We start from the raw sequence: 16,667 nt of genomic DNA, 5'->3' as shown, positions 1-16,667 counted from the left end.
ACGGGCCGCTTCCGATCACGTCGTCCGCAGGTGGTCGGTCCGGGGTTCGTAGACTTCCCCTTGCTGTTTGAGTTTCTCGATCTCGTGTTCGGCCTTGCTGGCCTCCATGCCGACTTCCTCGGCGCGTTCGATCACGACGTCGACAGGTGCCCCTTCGTCGTACTCTTCTTCGATGTCCGAAATGATCCCACGGATGTTCTTGATCCGATCGCGCTGGGATTTGGAGGTCCCTGTCTCGACGACGTCGGCGTCGAGTTCACCCGTCTCGGGATCGATCCCGATATCTTCCAGTGAGGACCGGACGATCCCGATAACCCGCTCTGCGTCTTCCGCCTCGACGGTATCCGAGAGTCGCACTCTCGCGCTGGCCTCTGCGAGACGCACCAGCGCCTCCAGTTTTCGTGCCGTGACGGGAACTGGCGCGTCCTCGCCTGACCCCTTCGTCCGCAACTCGACGTAGAAGTCCCGGATGGCCGCCTTGGCCTCCTCGGTCATCGTCGGGAAGCAACTCCGCTTTGCGTAGGCGACGTATTTCCGGAGGAGTTCGGGGTCGATCTCCGGGGCGACCGTTTCGGTGACGTTGTCGACTTCCTCGGCACTGTAATCGGGCGTACTGTTCTGCTGGCGGTGGGTGTTGAGTTCGCCCGCGTAGTTGGTCCGCAGGATGTGTTCGGCCAGTTTGGCGTCTTCCTCCTCGTCGGGCTGATCGGTGACGGTGAAGATGAGGTCGAAGCGCGAGATCAGCGCGGGCTCGAGGTCGATCTGCTCGCCGATGGGCTCGTACTGATCGAAGCGGCCGTACTTGGGGTTTGCCGCGCCAAGGAGTGAGCAGCGGGACTTGAGGGTCGCATTTATTCCAGCCTTAGATATGCTGATCGAATTGTGCAGGATGACACCCTGACTCACGAAGGTGTTGGTCGGTTCGACCGTCACGTCGTAGACCCAGTCGGTGGCGTGCTCGCCTTCGTTGGGGAGCGTTTCGACGTCGGTTATCGTTTCCGTCCCGATCCCGGTCGCGGAACCGGGACTTTGCGCAACTGCACCGCCGTCGACGGCGACCGGAACCGGAACGGGAGTGCCGGCCGATGTTTCACTGGCAGGGACCGTATCCCACTCGTCATCGCTCTCGACAAACATCGGGTGTTCCGGCGTGACGACGACCTCTCGTCCGTTCGAGAACGAAACACGGACGAACTCCTCGGGAGCCTCGTGGCGACTGACCCGATCCACAGAGAGCTTCTGTACGTCGTTGTCGTCCAGATCAGCGGAATGAACCCGCACGTCCTCAACAGGCAGGATTTCACAATCGACGCCGTCGATCACATCATCGGAACGTTCAGCCATCCGCTCATCAACAAAGTCACCGATCTCGACGCGTCGGCCGTCTGCGAGGAGGAGTTCAGAATCGGGATGGTAGGACTGCTGCTCGAGCGCTTCGTGCATGGCCGAGCGGTCTTCGGAGTTATGGACGACCATCCCGTTGGCAAGGAAATTGTGGGTGCCTTCGACAGTCAGATCGTACACCTTCGACTTTTGGGCCGTTTCGACCTCAGCCAGCAACCGCTCAGCTTCGTCGCGTATGGCTTCGATCCTCGTTCGTGCGACCGTGCAGACCTCGTCGAAGCTGTCAGTTTCAACCGTGCCGTTGAACCACCGGGAGACTGTCGACTGGTCGACGCCGAGGTCGCGAGCCAGTTCGGAATGGGAGACGCCGGATCGGTCCAGTTCCTCCTGCAGTTGGCTCCAGTTCTCGGTGGACAGTTTCGTGGCGAGCAGATCGTGGGCACGGTCGACAGCGTCCCTCGGCGGACAGTTCAAGAGATCGGCAAGCTCTCCACGATAGAGATTGACCGTATCGGACGGCACTCCAGGCACGTCGGACTCGACCGCGTCGACCCGCCGCCACCGAACGTCGCCGCGAACCAGTGTCCGGAATGGTTCTATCTGAGTATCTTCGACAGCGCGTACCATCTCGAAAAGACGGTTGGCGACTATCCTACGAAGCTCGTCGCTTTCGCCCCACTCGCGCGATATCCGCTGTTGTGTGTATCGTGTCCCGTCAGCGATTTCGGCCTGTGAGACGTGATAGCGTGCCTTGATCTCAGTCAAGCGTTCCCAAGTGGGGTCCGACGCCAAGGTTTCGCTGTCCGTAGCCGCACGTTCCGTTCGCTCCTCGAAGGCGGCCAGAATTTGCTTGCTCAGGCGAATGGAAACGTTCGCGTCGCCGTTCTCGAAGTTGCAGTAAGTCGCGTCGTCGATCCCACACTCCGATTGGTGGAGTCGAAGTGATTCTCGGATGTCGGCCAGCAGATCGCCACACTCCGGAATCACGTTGAGAATCGTTCTCTCTCCCGAAACCTCCTCACAGACCTCGTCCAGAGCGGCCCGTTTCCTGTCGAGCGTGAAGCCGACATGGCGGGCAAAGGCCGCAAGCGAGTCCGCCGCCGTGATAGCCAAAATGTAGAGATCACGCTTTCCCGCCCGCTCACGAGTCTGGATCTGACTCGACACACCGAACTCCTGGAGGAGCTGCTTTGTTCCGAGAAGGAGTTCATAGCTTGCAGAGAAGATCCTCACGTTTCCGGTCGACGTGTCGACGTTCCCCTCGCTATCGGCCAGGGCCCGGACGAATGCAGCTTTCGCATCAGCCGACCCCTCGGTCACGCCGTCGGGGAACGCCTTCTCGTCGTACGTTTCCAGATTCATCCCGGCATCAACGACGGCGTCGGCATACTCCTGCCCCGGCACCCGGACAGTCTCGACCCCGTCGTCCCGCTGTTCGCTCGGCGGCCGCGTCGGTTCGACGTCGAACGTTTCTCGGCAGTTCCGTTCGAAATCAGCAAGGAGTTGTTCTTCCTTGTTCGTAAACCGGATCCCGTAGACGCCTGCCTGTCGGTCGTAGTAGACGTTCCCGTCGCCGGAGAGGTATCCGAGTACCGCGGCGAACGCCGGTGAAGGCGTTCCCGTATCGCGTTCCGTCGAAACTGGACTCGCAGCAACACCCCCGTCAGTCACCGATGTCGGAATCGACCGAGGGACGTACACCCAATCGCCGGGTTCGAGATCTGCTGCTGGCTTCTCGATCCGTTCACCGTTTTCGAACGCGAAGAACGGATGATCGCGTGTCGCGGTCAGTTCCTCGCCTGATTCGAGTGTCACGGTCGCGAGGTCGTCAGGAGCCTCGTATTCGTGGATGGCCGTCACTGGACGTTTCGCGAGCCGTCCATCGTCCGTCATCGTCCAGGCTTCGAAGTCCACGTCCCGAATCGTCCGGCCATTCGCGTGTGGTTCGATTTCGCCGTCGATCGCGGCTTCGCGCGCAAGTTCCCGAATGCGAGAAATCCGGCCATTGCCAAGGCGGACGAGGGTATTGCCCGTCACGCAACGCATCTTGTCGAGTTCGTCGACAGCGGCGATCCCGCGATCGGCAAGCACCAGCGCACCCGCTTCCAGCGTCCACTGCTGGCCGTCGCCGAAGTCATCCCTCACAGCCGCAGCGGTGTTGTGCGTGACCAGCCCGTTGCCGAGGAAGTTGTGCGTCCCCGGGACGGTCAGGTCGAAGACTTCCTTCTCGCCGGTATCGACGGCAGCGACGACCTCCTCCCACCGGAGATCGGCCTCGACGGCCTCCTCGACGAGCGGTTCGACCGGCCCGAGGTCGATGTCCGCGAGCATCGACCTGGCGCGAGCACGCCCCGGATCGTCGCCGCGATTGACGTTCTGATAGTAGTCGCCGGCGACGCCCTCGACGGCGGCGAGCGCCGACCCGACCGGGATCTTCTCGCGCTGGCGTCGCTCCTCACGAACGATCTCCTCGAGGGCGGTCGCCTTCTCGACGCTCTCGAAACCGATCGCCTCGGCGTAGCGGTCGATCTCGGCTCCGTACATCTCCACGTAGTACTGGACGTGGCTGGATTCGATCTCGTGGCCGTTGGCCAACTCGAATGTCCCGCGCCGATCGCGCTCCCGGAGTCGGGCTTTCACGCCGTAGGACTCCAACATGAGTTGGACCTGCTCGCCCAGCGTCTCGCTGATCGTCGACAGCAGGACGCTCGACCCGCCTTTCTCTCCACGGACCGAAACCGAGCCATCGGCGTCCATCAGTCCGCGGAGGAAGGCATCCCCGTGTTCGGCGACGGTGAGTTCGGGGGCGAGCGCGAGGCCCTCTTTCGGACTCTCCATGCCAGCGTTTTCGAACAGCCGGGCGATGGTGACGCTGTTGACCCGAATGCACGGCACGCGATCGTCCTGGCGTTCGATCTCCGGGCGCTTGTCGAACTTCGCTTCGAAGATGTCGGCGGCCCGTTCGAGCAACCGTTCGTTCCCGTTGGAGATCCGGACCATCCCACGATTGCCGTCGCGGCGGTCCAGCGAGATGTCGCCGTCGCCGAAGACGAGCCCAAGTAGGTACATGAGATCCGCGTCGAACGTCTCCGGGACCGTGATGCTGTCGCCGTGACGCACCATCAGGCGCTCGAAGTCGACATCCGAACGCGTCGCGCCGATGGCCTCGAGCATCCGATCGAGTTTCTCCAGCGGGACGTGTCGGTTCTTCAGGTGGGCGTAGATGAAATCCTCCGAGAGGTCGAGGGCGGCGGCCGCGTCCCGAAGCGTGCCGAATTCCTCAGTGAGTTCCGTCCGGAGGAACTCGATGGACTCCTCCGTGAGTTTCACTTTCTCCGTCGAAAGCGTCAGAAACTCCCGGACGTCGACTTCGGAGCGGTCGAGGTCCTCGAAGCGCGGTGCGGCGATGAAATCGCCAGCCTCGATCTCCGAGATTTCGGTCCACTCGATGCCCTCGTCCCCGCAGGTCAACACCGGCGTGTTCACCGAGGCCTCGAGTTCCTTGCCGTACTCGGTCTCGATCCGGCGGGTCGGCTTCTCGGGCATCCGCCAGACGTGACTCGACGCCCGGACGTCGATCTCGCCGTCGTCGCGGTCGAACGTCTGGACATCGATCGCTCGCTCGGCCGCCGTTTCGGTGGGGACTGGCTCTGGGAGGTCTTCCGTCACGAGATCCCGGATCTCTCTGAATCCGTCCTCGGTCTGGATCCGCGTGTCTCCGGTGACGCACAACCCCGCCGAACTGGACCCCTTCCCCGACGTGAAAACTGACCGTGGCGCGATGTGGCGAATGTACTGGAGAATCTGGGAGTTATGGGAGACAACGCCATTGGAAACGTAGCTGTGGGTTCCCTCGACTTCGAGGTCGTACACCCACTCGTCGTCAGGCTCGACCATTTCGATCGACGCAATGCGATCCCAGCGAACATCGTTCGTAGCCAGGTCGCCCAATCGGTCGACAGTAGATTCGACGGCGAGCGCCTCCTCAAGTCGGTCACGAATGACCCCACTCGCGGCGACCGTCTCACCGCCGTCGGGTGCGACCTCGTTGCGCTCGTAGTAGCTGATCGCCGTCTGGGTAATGTCCATCCCGTCGGCGAGCGATTGCTGTGAGATGCCGAGTTCGTCCCGCAGTTCGACGATCGTCTCCCAGTCCTCGTCAGCCAGCCCCTTACGCTGGTCGTTCAGCCACGCCAGACGTTCCTCGAACGCATCGACGACGGCTCGAAGGGACTCGCGGCTGGGGTTTCGATCGCCGCGCTCGTAGTGCTGGTAGGTGGTTCTGGGGACGTTGCAGTCCGTTTGTGTGAGTGCAAGCGATTCCCGAATCTCACGCAACATATCGCCTGAAATGGGGACGACATCACGGTTCGTATTCCCGGTCGTCCTTTCGTAGGACTCCGCGGCGAGTTGTTTCCGGTCGGTCACGAAGCCGACTTCCGCAACATAGTGGCCGAAGTCGTCTCCACTGATGCGGAGACGGTAGCTCCCATTGACGCGTTCGTGGATGCTTGCGTCGATACCGAACGAGGTGAGAAGCCCACGCACGTCTTCGAGGAGCGCTTCGCTTATCGAGGCGACCGTGAGTTCGCGTTCGGACGCGGCAACGTGGCCTTCCCCTTCGACGTAGGCCCGAAGGAAGGCCCGACGGATGGGGTCGCTCGCTCGTTTGATCTCTTCCGGGACGCGTTGCTGTGCCGAGTTTTCGAGGATCGCTGGCTCGATAGATTCGAGGAAGCTGACGAACTCGCTCGAATGGCAACGAAGACGAGTGACACCGGATTCCTCTCGCACGTCCTCGGAGTGGGGTAAGTCGAGGGCCTCGAAGGCCGCTCGGGCGTCTTCCAGAACTGGGTCGTCCTCGTTCGTGATACGGAGGTCAGCGGTATTGTCCGCCCGGTACTGGACGTGTCCCTCCGCGACGACGTATCCGACGAGCCGAGCAAGTGACGGCGTCCACGTCTCGGGGGCCGAAAACCGCACCGCGTTGGGTGACTGTGACTCGCGATGGTCTACTTCGATTCGATCGTCCCCTGCCGTCGGAACTGATCGGGGGGTCGCGACGAACTGTTCTTCCTCAAGCTTTTCAGCTTCCATCGCCGTCGGCTGCCCGTTCTGCTGGACGAACAACGGATGGGATGGCGTCACATCGAGTTCCCTGCCGCTCTCGGTCCGGATCCGATACAGATGGTCGGGAGCCTCCCGCTTCCAGACTTTGGTCGCTTCGGCCGTCGAGAGCGTCCCGTCAGGCGCGAGCGTCGGGAGCGGGATCGATGCGTGATCCCAGACGCCGTCGTCGACGGGTTTCGGATCGTCGAGGTTCGCCTCCACAAGTTCGCCGATCGCTTTCGTAGTCCCATCGGCGAGTCGAACGTTAGTGTCAAATTTAACACACTTTCCCGTACCAGGGTCCCCGATCAGGAGCACGTGGAGGTCGCCCCGGATCCGGGATTCATCAGGCAAGTGCTTTGTCACACCGGAGAATAGTTGGAGTGCGATCGCGAGCTTCTCTTGGTCGTAGCCGTAGATCGAGGGGGCGATGGAGGCGGTCATCTGCTCGTAGATGTCTTGTTCCTCCGAGAGGGCGACGATCTCCTTTTTGTCGTCCTCGTCGATGTCCATCTCTTCGAACTCCTCGTCCTCGATCTCGACGTCGACGCCGTCCATGTAGACGTCGAACATCGGTGACTGCTCGCGGTCGTTGCCCCGCTGATCGAGCTTCAGGATGCCCGTCACCCGGACGTGATCGCCGGCGGTGACCTCCCCCGTGATGTCGTCCTCGATGTTGACGTCGATATTTTGGGGCGTCTCGCCGCCGCGGAGTCCCTCAGGTGACTCCTGGACACGGAGCTTCTGGGCGTCGATGAACTCCGATTGATCGAAGTTGATCCGGAAGGGGCCCTGGCGTTCACACCCCTGGCACTCGTGGGGTTCCTGGAAGTCGCCAGTCGACTGTGGGATGCGGGTCAGAGTCCCACACCGCTGGCACTCGAAGGCGGCGTCGGTGATCTTCGGCCGGACCTCGGTTGCCTTCCGAATGATACCCTGGATGCTGACGAGTTGGCCGCGATGGTCGGCCCGGATCTCCCGGATGTCCGTCGATTCGGGCAGGTTGGTCATCCGGACGTGGGCCTGGCCAAGTTTCACGTCGATCGGCAGGTCAAACAGGCGCAGGGCTTCCTCAGCGTACTCCTGGAGCTGTTCGGGTTTGTTGCGGTAGTCCCCAGCCAGGTCGGGGTCGAATCGATAGAGATCCTGGTAGTCGACGAACAGGGACTTACGCTCGTTGGGGTACTTCTGGGCGAGGTCTCCGATCTCGTTGCGGTAGTAGTCCCGGTAAAACTCCTCGAAGAGATCGATGAACTCAGTGTTCTCCGCGCGAGCCATTCTGGTAGCTTCTATTGTGCACACTGCCTCAAGAAGGTTCCCAAACCGGGGTGAACGTGGGGCGAGACCGTGGGCCGCGCGTTCTGCCGATTCGTCGCCGCGACCGCCCGTTCACTCGATCGTTTCGAACCAATCCTCGACGCGTCCGAGGGGGGCTTGGGCGGCGTCGGCGACCGATTCGGCATCGGCCCCGGCCAGGTCGGCGACCGTCTCGATGCCGGCTGCCTGCAGTCGTTCTGCGTAGGTCGGGCCGATGCCATCGACCGTCTCGACGCCCGGCGAGGTCTCGGCCGTTTCAGCTTCGCTCTCGTCTGTCTCGGCCGATTCGTCGGCCTCGTCCGCCTCGACCTGTGACCGTTCACTGAACCACTCGGCGACTTCGGGCCAGACGTCTTCGTGGGTACTCGAAGACACCGAGAGGCCGATGTGGCCGGTCGAATACTCGATGAGGTGGGTGTCCTCGCTCGGGATCACGTCGTTGAACGGCTTGCTCGCCGCCGGGGGCACGAGGTGGTCGTACTCCCCCACAATCTGGATGACGGGCATGTCGATGTTCTCGATGTCGACGTGCTCGCCGTCGAGGTGCAACTCGTTCTCGTAGAGGTTGTTCCCCTGATAGATCTCTTCGAGGAACTGGGTGTAGGTCGTCCCGGCAACGTCGATACCCTCGTCGAGCCACTGCTCCATACGGGCGAAGTTCTTCACGAAGTCCTCGTCGTCGACGTTCTCGGCAAAGCGGACGTACTTCGTGACGTAGTTGTCGATCGGGTCCATCATCGCGAACCCGACATCGAGGAAGTCCGCAGGAACGTTTCCGAAGGCGTCGGTCACGGCCGACGGATCGTAGTACTCCTCTTCGCCCCACATCTCTAAGACGCCGCCCGACTCCTCGAAGTACAGGCCGGCCGCCAGCAGGCCGAGCGTATTGACCTTCTCGGGGTTGAGCGCGCTGTACATCGTACTCATCGTGCCGCCCATACAGTACCCCAGGAGGTTGATCGCGTCCTGGCCCGAGCGCTCACGAACCACGTCGACGCTGTTCTCGATGTACCGGTTGACGTAATCGTCCAGTGTGAGGTGCTGGTCGAGCCGTGAGGGCTCGTTCCAGTCGATCATGTAGACGTCGTGGCCCGCTTCGAGCAGCCGACGCACTACCGACCGGTCTGGCTGTAAGTCCAGAATGTAGGGCTTGTTGATCAGCGCGAACACCAGCAGGATCGGTACCTCTTCCTGTTCGTCTTCGGGCACGTCGATGCCGGCGGCCTCGGCGTCGTAGTGGAGGAGTTCGAGCTTGTTCTCCTCGTAGACGACGTCGGCCGGCGTCTGCCCCACCTCGACGTCGCCCATCGTTTCGAGGCGTTCGTCGAGGACTGCGCCCGTCTCGGTGGCGTCGGTCATCTCTTCGAGGGCCCGACGCTGGATGTCCAGCGCGGCACTCATTGGGTCGGACATACTGATCACTCCTCGACGGCCTCGAGGATCCGGTCGAGTTTTTCCTCGACGTCCTGTTGGCGCCGTTCGAGCTCGATCAGGCGCTCACCGACTTCTTCGACGTCACCTCGCGTCGGGAAGCCGAGTTCGGCAATCGTCTCCTGGGTGACGTCGTCGGCCTGCTGGCGCATCTCCATCATGGACTCGATAAGCTGGCCGTTCGTGGCCGCGAACGCGCTGGTGCCCATAATCTCCTTGAAGGCCTCGTTGGCCGATTGTAGCCAGATATCCCGGAACTCCGTGGGATCGACGTCCTCGCCCTGGGCGGCGTCCGCCGAGCGCTCGAACATCCGCTCGGCTGCGTCCATCCAAACCTCGTAGGCCTGGTTGTATCCTTCGACTCCCTCGGCAAGCTCGTCGTCTTCGGGCACTGAATCCGATAGCGCCTCCGTCCAGGATTCGACGAACGCAGCCTGGGCCTGCATGTTCTGCTCCATGGACTCGGCCACTGCGTCGTTCATCTGTTCGACCATCCCACTCCACTCCTCTTGTACGTCTGTGTTCTTGTCGCTCATGGGTAGAATCGCGCGTGCATGCGAGAAAAAACTACGGGACGATTCAGGCCTCGACCGCTTGGGCGGCCTGTTCCTGAACGTCTTGGACCTGCTCTTGGACTTCTTCGACCTGCTGTTGGAGGTCTTCGACCTGGTTTGCCATGTCTTCGACGACGTCGACCGACTGGGCTTCGACGTCCTCGTGGGCCTCGATCAACATCGAGAGCTGCTCGTCTAAGGCGTCGAGGGAGTCTGCCGACAGCTCGTCGTAGGACTCGACGCCCTCGCTGAGTTCCTCTTCGACTGCATCGAAGGCTTCGGCGTGGTTCTCAAGCAGGAACTCGAACTGCTCGTCGACGGTGCTGCGGAGCTCTTCGACGGCCGGCTCGACGCCGGGCATGCTCGATTCGAGCGTGTCGAGATACGTGTGGATGGCCGTCTGGCTCAGCTCGACACTCCGCCGTTGGACGGATTCCTGGCTCTCCAGGCTGCCCAGCATGGCCTGGCTCATGTGCTGCTGGAACTGGACGCCCTGTTCGAGGGCGGACTGTCCCTGTTCGATCGATGCGCGCTGTAGTTCGAAGGCGGTCGTGATTGGTGCGGTGTAGTCTGCCATAATTTACTCACTCCGGTTGCGTTTGACCGGGAGGACGACGGCCTGGACGATGTCTCCCTCTTCGATGTCCAGCGCCTCGCGCTCGGCATCGGGGATGCTAATCCGGCCGCCACTTTGCACACGGGTCTTGAAATTCGCCAGCTGGCTCATCGTCCCGAGCTGGTTCATATCCAGCCCGGACGCTCCCCCTCCCATCATCTGGCGAAGGAACTCCTGCTGTTGTTCGAGCGCCTGCTCGCTCGCTTCCGTGAACATCGCGGGCGGCCATTGGAAGCCATCGTCCTCGTCTGTCATCGGTCAACTGTACATACACCCTACAAGTACATAAGTTTTCCTCTGAGAACCATTCAGCCCCATCTGATACCATCTTTCACCTATTAGCTGGGTGTTTTGGTTCCCACGAAGGCACTGGGCCCCGTCGTCGGGTGGTTTTCGTTCAGTCCGTGGCCGGTGTGGCTGGACCATCCGGTCACCCTACAGTTTAGTAACCGGCCGCCGAACGATCGACTGCAATGAGCGACAATCCGAAGCCGACAGTCGAAGGCGGGAGCGACCTCCCGGGGTGGGAGTGGGATCGAACCGTCGAGGACAGCGACGCCGTGGCGGTCGGGGATCGCGTCACCTTCAGCAAAGACATCACTGACGAGGACGTCATGCACTTTGCCGAAGCCAGCGGCGACACCAATCCGCTCCACATCGAGGACGACTACGCCGCCGAGACCCGATTCGGTGGTCGCATCGCTCACGGAATGCTCGTCGGCGGGCTCATCAGCGCCGCACTGGCCCGCTTCCCTGGTACTGTCGTCTACCTCTCTCAGGACTTCGAGTTCAAAGGCCCCGTCCGCATCGGCGACCGGGCAACGGCCGCCGTCGAGGTAGCCGATACCCTCGAAGGCGGGCGCTACCAGCTCTCGACGCAGGTTCTCGTCGACGAGGAGGTCGTCATCGACGGCCAAGCGGTTGTCCTGATCGACGAGGAGCCTGCCTGACTGGCAGTCGGCATGTTGACAGCAGCGTCGCTACTTTTCGACGACCAACATCGCGACGCGTTCGAGCACTAGCTCCGAGAGCGTTGCATCGGTTGCGGCTCGCTCGGCGTCTGCAATGTCGAAAAACGCCGCGACCAGATCGGGATCGGCTGCCCCGAGGGTGTCGGCTCGGTCGAGACACTCCATCGCTTCGACGACCTCGCCGGCTGCCCGTTCGCGTTCACTCACGTTTTCGTCACCGTCTCCATTCTGTCGGTCGCCCACTGCGTGACAGACGATGACTGCCGGCTGTTGGCCCTGAGAGACGCCCATCGCCAAGGCGTCCTGGATCTGCCGGCGGCCCGCCGCGTACAGCAGGATCTCGACTTCGGGATCGTGTGCGATCATCTCCTCGCGTGCGTGTGCGCGATCAGCTAATTCGCAGGCCCGTCGGAGGTGTTCCCGGCCGGTGACGTATCGGGCGTCGAACGCCTGGATTGCCACGTCGTGCTCGGCTCCGATCGCGCCCAGTCGCTCCAAGACGGCATCGAGATCGTCAACTTCGAGGTGGCCCTCAACGACCTCCATCAGAAATCACCCAGACTGGATTGGTCGGCCGACTCGCCGGCCTCCTCGCCAGTGTCTCTACTGGTCTCGTTTGTAGCCGTCTGCTCACTCTCCGTTGCTGCTGGCGCTTCGTCCGGTTCGATCGCTGAGACACCATCCATCGACGGATCACGGTGGCCGGCGTTTTCCAAAATATTCTGGGCCGTTTTCTCCCGACCGCGTAAGGCCCCCAACACGACCCCCTTCTCGGCTTCTCGGAGGTCTTCGCGGGATTCGATCCCAGCCGCATAGAGGCGGCGAGCGCGTTTGCGACCCACACCGCCCACGCCCGCCAGATCGACCAGTTCCGAGCGCACCCCGTGTTCGACGCGCACGCGTGCCTCTCGGATGGCTGGCGTCACGTCGAGCCCGACCTCCCCAGCCAGGCGCTCGGCGGCGTTGAGGAGCCAACTCGCCGTTTCCACTTTTCCGCGGATGTCGCCCGGCCCGATGTCGTATCGGTCCGTAATCACCCCCTCCTCACACTCGTCCGCCCAGTCTTCGAGTAGCCGGGCTGTCTTCAACGCCGACAGCCAGTCCTCGAAGCGATCGTCCTCGAACTCGCTTGGCATCGCTCCGAGAAACTCCCTTTCACGCTCGTAGGCCTCCATGGAGTACTCCTCTTCGTCACCCGAGCGGAGGTATAGCTCGTACATATCGGGCGTCCGGGAAACGAGGTGGTACAGCCCCATCGCTGTCGGGTCGGGGCTGTCGTCGGTCCCGTCGACTTTGGCCGAGGCCAGTTCGCTGGCAGTCTCGAAGCCCGGCGGCTCGCCATCCGTGGCTGTCTGTCCGTCGTGGGGCGATCGAGTTCCCTGCTGGCTGGCTGTCTGCTCGACCTCTCTCAGCCCGTCGAGCATCTCCGCGGCGCTCATCGGATCCAGATAGAGCCGCGAGACCGTCTGTCCGATCGAGGTGGCACGCAGGTGGTCGTCTCCGTCCGAACGCGTGAGGAAATCGTTCGCTTCCAGATAGGCGATCACTTCGTCGACGACTGTCTTCAGACGGCCACTCTCTGTCGTCTGGCTCGCATACAGTGTCGCTTCGAGAAACTCCAGCAGTCCCGCCCGGGAGTTGGCAAACCCCGAAGCGACCGTCGAGAGGATGTGGGTCCGCAGCGCCGGTTCGGCGGCGAGTTTCGAGCGCACTGGCTCGGGATCAGCCCAGACGTATCGCTCGAACAGTTCGTCGAGTTCGTCGTGGCTGCTGGCGAGCAGGAGTGCCTCGCCATAGGGGTCGAGTCCGGGCCGGCCCGCCCGCCCCATCATCTGGTGGACCTCAAGAACCGAGAGGGGTTGCATCCCGCCGGCGGTCCCGTCGTAGCGTCGCCAGTCCCTGACGACGACGCGCCGGGATGGCGTGTTGACTCCCGCCGCCAGCGTCGGCGTCGCCGAGATGACTTTCACGAGTCGCTCCTGGAAGGCCTCTTCGACGAGCGACCGATGCTCCCGCGAGAGACCCGCGTGATGGAAGGCTGCCCCGTCTTCGACGGCCGCTGCCAGATCGTCGCTGGTCTCCGTATCGCTAACTTCCCGGATCTCGGTCGCGATCTCTCTGAGCCGCTCTCGCTCTTCGTCTCCGAGGTGTGGCTCGGTCGTCGACGCGAGTCGGCGGGCCGCTGCTTCGGCGTTTCGCCGCGAATTCACGAACACGAGCGTCGAGCCGTCGTCTTCGAGCGTGTCCCGGACGATGGCCGCTGTCTGCTTTTCGCTGTCCCTGACTGGCAGTCGGGTCTGGCTCCCGTCTTCGAGATGGAGAGCCTGCCCGTAGTGGACGCCTTTTTTGAGGTCTATCGGCCGCCACGTCGAGTCGACCAGTTCCGCATCGAGCCACGTCGCCAGCGCCTCAGCGTTGCCGATCGTCGCCGACAGCGCCACTGTCTGGAGATCCGAGTTTCGCTTCCGGAGCTTTGCGAGGGTCACTTCCAGCGTCGGGCCACGCTCGCCATCGTCGACGAGGTGGACCTCGTCGGCCACGACACAATCGAGGTTGTCGATCCACGGCGCGTCGTTTCGCACGAGGGAATCGACCTTCTCGCTGGTCGCGACGACGACGTCCTTGTCGCCGAGCCACCCCCCGTCGCTCTCGTAGTTGCCCGTCGAGACGCCCACGTCCAGTCCATAGGCCTCGAACTGTTCGAACTCCGTGCGTTTTTCGCTGGCGAGCGCCCGCAACGGGACGATATACAGCGCCGTCCCGTCGGTTTCGTCACCGTCGTCCCCACTGTCTTTGCCGTCCGTGATCGCCGAGAACATCGCGAGTTCGGCGATCAGGGTCTTCCCGCTGGCTGTGGGCACGCTGGCCACCAGGTTCTCGCCGTCGGTGACCCCGCGCTCGACGGCCTCGGCTTGGGGTGGATAGAGCTCTTCGATGTCCTGCTCGCGGAGGTGTGCTGGTACCCACGACGGGACCCCCGGAATGTCCGCAACGTCCATTGGAGGTAGGTAGGGTCGTCCCCCGGTTTAAGGGTTCGCTCGCGGGCCGAGCCGGTGGGCGGCGTTTATACATCGCCGGGTCGAGAGGAGACGTATGCGAGTCGAATTCGACCGGGATACCTGTATCGGGATGTTCCAGTGTGTCGCCGAGTGGGACGGCTTCGAGCGCGACGAAGCACACGGCAAGGCGGTGCTCGTTGACGGCGACGCAATCGAGGACGGTCTCGTTTCATTGGCTGTCCCCGACGGCGAAGAACTCGACGCGAAGTTCGCTGCCCGCACGTGTCCGGTAGACGCGATTCGAGTGCTCGACGACGACGGCGAGCAACTGGTGCCTTGAGCGGTTCAGTTCGTCGTCACGTCTGGGTCGTGTTCAGCCATCGTCGATCTTTCCGGGCGTTCGGCCGGCGGGAACTGCACTGTGACGGCCATCCTAGCCGACTCAGAACGGAGACGGTGCGAGGGGGCGGATCTGTGGCCCCGCTCAGAAGATCGCAATCGGGTGGTGGGTTGCCGTCCCGGCGACGATGACCCAGGTGACCAACAGCGCGTTCGTGAACGCACCCGTCCAAATGCGGCCCGTCTTGCGGAAGAAGTACGTCGAGACCAGCGGCGCGATCGAGAGCAACACGAGGAACTGGAAGGCGAGGATCGTCAGCAGCTCCACGCCGGCCGTCAGGAAGTTGTCCATCAGGTAGCCAGTCGTCAACAGCGTCCCGTACTGGACGACAAGCAACAAGACGAACGGCCCGCCGACCAGTGCCCAGTTGGTTGCCATCTCCTTTCGGAACGACGTGTAGCCTCCCTGGGGTCGCAATTCACCGTGCAGCAGGACGCCCAGCGCGACGAAGAACACGGTGAAGGGAATCAGGTACCGGAGGAAGATCCAGAACTGGAACGTCTCGAGCGGGCGGATGCCGAACACCCAGAAGCGAAATCCTTGCCCGGTCAGGTACTCCGTGACCGACAACAGGAGGTACAAGCCACCGACGATCCCGATGCTCGTTAGTGCTGCCCGTCCGATCGTCCGGAAGCCGTCGTCGGTCCCGAGGCCGTAGGACGCCCGAAGGTCGGCGAACGACCCCTCGTTTCTGTAGTGGAACGCGGCAAAGCCAACCACGATCACGAGTGCGTTGAACGTCGCCCACACTGCGACGCCGGTCGTAATCTCCTGTGGCAGGAGCGCACTCGCCGCGACGGTGCTCTGGCCCCACTCCTGGAGGTGGTAGTAGGTCACGAGCGGCACGAAGAACGCGATCAGTGCCGTCCCGATCCGAGCCACGCCCGTGAGGCCGAGTGAGTCGGGCCGGTCTCGACGAAATCCGGTCGATCGATCGTATCGCTCGACCAGTAGCGATCCCAGCGGGAACATGAACAGGACTCCCCCGAGCATCGCGAGCAACGTCCCCAGTTCTTTGAAATACCAGGTCTGGTTGCCCGGCGGTAGTGGATCCTCACCGTCTAAAGTTCGCTGGAACCACTCGATCGAGTCGGCGGTCGCGGTCGGTGAGAGGTGCAGGCCCGCGTGGGTTCGACTCGGTGTGTACAGCTGCCGTGCCGTCCCCTCGTCGATCGACCCATAGGTCTCGCCCTCTTGGATCGTCGAGTCCGTCCCGAAGACGTTCTGTAGCTTCGCACTGTCCGGGACGTTCCGGGCTTGCTCGACGGCCCACATGTACCGGAACTCCTCGTACTCGCCGTAGATCACCGCGAGGTTCCGCGGGAACTCGGGCGACCCTGGCGGGGCACCGAACGACCCCGTCGAGGAGCCTGCAAGCACCATCGACTCGTAGCCGTCAGGATAGACAGCCGCCGCGACGACGCTTGCCCAGCCACCCATCGAGTGGCCTTCGAGGCCGACGTTGTCCGTATCGACCATCGATAACGACCGGAGGTACGAAAGCGCAGGCGGACCGCCGAACCCGTTGGCGAACGCCGGTGGGTCTGACCCCCCGTGACCCGCCTGATCGACTGCCAGCGTGACGAACCCTCGTCTGGCGTACTCGATGGCAAACGGCGATTGGGTCTCGTGATAGTTGATATAGCCGTGAGTCGCGAGAATCGCCGGTGCGGGATCGGCCGTCGAAGCATCTGGTGGGATGTACAACTCCCCGCTCATCATGGTCCCGTTGGTCGCTTCGAACTGCACGTCCCGGACTTCCACTGTCTGTCCGTTCGTTTCTACCCAATAGGCTGTTCCACTGCCGACTACCACCAGCACAAGTGCAACAACGAACAGTACCGTTCGCGTATTTATATCCGTAAGCGCCATCCTCACCCTCACTTCACACACCCATTATATAACTATTTTTGTGGTTGTTTTGGG

10 protein-coding genes are annotated in these 16,667 nt (G+C 62.5%); 2 read left to right on the top strand and 8 right to left on the bottom strand.

The window, feature by feature from the left end; genetic code table 11:
• Positions 1 to 15 precede the first annotated feature (15 nt).
• From FR699_RS09880 to FR699_RS09860, 5 genes are all read right to left on the bottom strand, one after another.
• Positions 16 to 7,731, bottom strand: a complete 7,716-nt coding sequence (locus FR699_RS09880) for an LAGLIDADG family homing endonuclease (protein WP_158855312.1) — start codon at positions 7,729 to 7,731, stop codon at positions 16 to 18.
• A gap of 111 nt (positions 7,732 to 7,842) precedes the next feature.
• A complete protein-coding gene (gene phaC, locus FR699_RS09875) occupies positions 7,843 to 9,183 on the bottom strand; it encodes a class III poly(R)-hydroxyalkanoic acid synthase subunit PhaC (protein WP_154552922.1) in 1,341 nt (446 codons plus the stop codon).
• 5 nt (positions 9,184 to 9,188) lie between these two features.
• On the bottom strand, positions 9,189 to 9,737 hold the full coding sequence (locus FR699_RS09870) for a poly(R)-hydroxyalkanoic acid synthase subunit PhaE (protein ID WP_154552923.1): 549 nt from the start codon (positions 9,735 to 9,737) through the stop codon (positions 9,189 to 9,191).
• A 43-nt stretch (positions 9,738 to 9,780) separates the two neighbouring features.
• Positions 9,781 to 10,332, bottom strand: coding sequence for a hypothetical protein (locus FR699_RS09865; RefSeq protein ID WP_154552924.1), 552 nt, complete (start codon positions 10,330 to 10,332; stop codon positions 9,781 to 9,783).
• Between the two features lie 3 nt (positions 10,333 to 10,335).
• Positions 10,336 to 10,626, bottom strand: coding sequence for an AbrB/MazE/SpoVT family DNA-binding domain-containing protein (locus FR699_RS09860; RefSeq protein WP_154552925.1), 291 nt, complete (start codon positions 10,624 to 10,626; stop codon positions 10,336 to 10,338).
• 218 nt (positions 10,627 to 10,844) lie between these two features.
• On the opposite strand from FR699_RS09860, the gene FR699_RS09855 reads away from it, so the two are divergent.
• Positions 10,845 to 11,321, top strand: a complete 477-nt coding sequence (locus tag FR699_RS09855) for a MaoC family dehydratase (RefSeq protein WP_154552926.1) — start codon at positions 10,845 to 10,847, stop codon at positions 11,319 to 11,321.
• Between the two features lie 30 nt (positions 11,322 to 11,351).
• On the opposite strand, the gene cgi121 is transcribed toward FR699_RS09855, so the two are convergent.
• Positions 11,352 to 11,888 (bottom strand): KEOPS complex subunit Cgi121, encoded by a 537-nt coding sequence (gene cgi121 / locus FR699_RS09850; RefSeq protein ID WP_158855311.1) that lies wholly within the window; start codon positions 11,886 to 11,888, stop codon positions 11,352 to 11,354.
• Positions 11,888 to 14,341 (bottom strand): ATP-dependent DNA helicase, encoded by a 2,454-nt coding sequence (locus tag FR699_RS09845; protein WP_158855310.1) that lies wholly within the window; start codon positions 14,339 to 14,341, stop codon positions 11,888 to 11,890. Before FR699_RS09845 ends, cgi121 begins: the two co-directional genes overlap by 1 nt.
• 94 nt (positions 14,342 to 14,435) lie before the next feature.
• Here FR699_RS09845 and FR699_RS09840 point away from each other — a divergent pair, with 94 nt between their 5' ends.
• Complete coding sequence (locus tag FR699_RS09840) at positions 14,436 to 14,681, top strand: ferredoxin (RefSeq protein WP_154552929.1); 246 nt, start codon at positions 14,436 to 14,438, stop codon at positions 14,679 to 14,681.
• 144 nt (positions 14,682 to 14,825) lie between these two features.
• On the opposite strand, the gene FR699_RS09835 is transcribed toward FR699_RS09840, so the two are convergent.
• Positions 14,826 to 16,613 carry a S9 family peptidase gene (locus FR699_RS09835; RefSeq protein WP_158855309.1) on the bottom strand — a complete coding sequence of 596 codons (1,788 nt, stop codon included), beginning with the start codon at positions 16,611 to 16,613 and terminating at the stop codon, positions 14,826 to 14,828.
• Between the last annotated feature and the right edge of the window lie 54 nt (positions 16,614 to 16,667).

The organism is Halorhabdus sp. CUG00001, from assembly GCF_009797925.1.
In the GTDB taxonomy this organism is placed as follows: Archaea; Halobacteriota; Halobacteria; order Halobacteriales; family Haloarculaceae; genus Halorhabdus.
The sequence above is the reverse complement of the archived record's forward strand: the minus strand, read 5'-3'. Positions and strand labels throughout refer to the sequence as shown.

Excerpts from the sequence above, each read along its gene's own strand:
- FR699_RS09870 (WP_154552923.1), bottom strand. The coding sequence starts at position 9,737 with ATGAGCGACAAGAACACAGACGTACAAGAGGAGTGGAGTGGGATGGTC.
- FR699_RS09860 (WP_154552925.1), bottom strand. The coding sequence starts at position 10,626 with ATGACAGACGAGGACGATGGCTTCCAATGGCCGCCCGCGATGTTCACG.
- phaC (WP_154552922.1), bottom strand. The coding sequence starts at position 9,183 with ATGTCCGACCCAATGAGTGCCGCGCTGGACATCCAGCGTCGGGCCCTC.
- FR699_RS09865 (WP_154552924.1), bottom strand. The coding sequence starts at position 10,332 with ATGGCAGACTACACCGCACCAATCACGACCGCCTTCGAACTACAGCGC.
- FR699_RS09880 (WP_158855312.1), bottom strand. The coding sequence starts at position 7,731 with ATGGCTCGCGCGGAGAACACTGAGTTCATCGATCTCTTCGAGGAGTTT.
- FR699_RS09840 (WP_154552929.1), top strand. The coding sequence starts at position 14,436 with ATGCGAGTCGAATTCGACCGGGATACCTGTATCGGGATGTTCCAGTGT.
- FR699_RS09855 (WP_154552926.1), top strand. The coding sequence starts at position 10,845 with ATGAGCGACAATCCGAAGCCGACAGTCGAAGGCGGGAGCGACCTCCCG.
- FR699_RS09835 (WP_158855309.1), bottom strand. The coding sequence starts at position 16,613 with ATGGCGCTTACGGATATAAATACGCGAACGGTACTGTTCGTTGTTGCA.
- FR699_RS09845 (WP_158855310.1), bottom strand. The coding sequence starts at position 14,341 with ATGGACGTTGCGGACATTCCGGGGGTCCCGTCGTGGGTACCAGCACAC.
- cgi121 (WP_158855311.1), bottom strand. The coding sequence starts at position 11,888 with ATGGAGGTCGTTGAGGGCCACCTCGAAGTTGACGATCTCGATGCCGTC.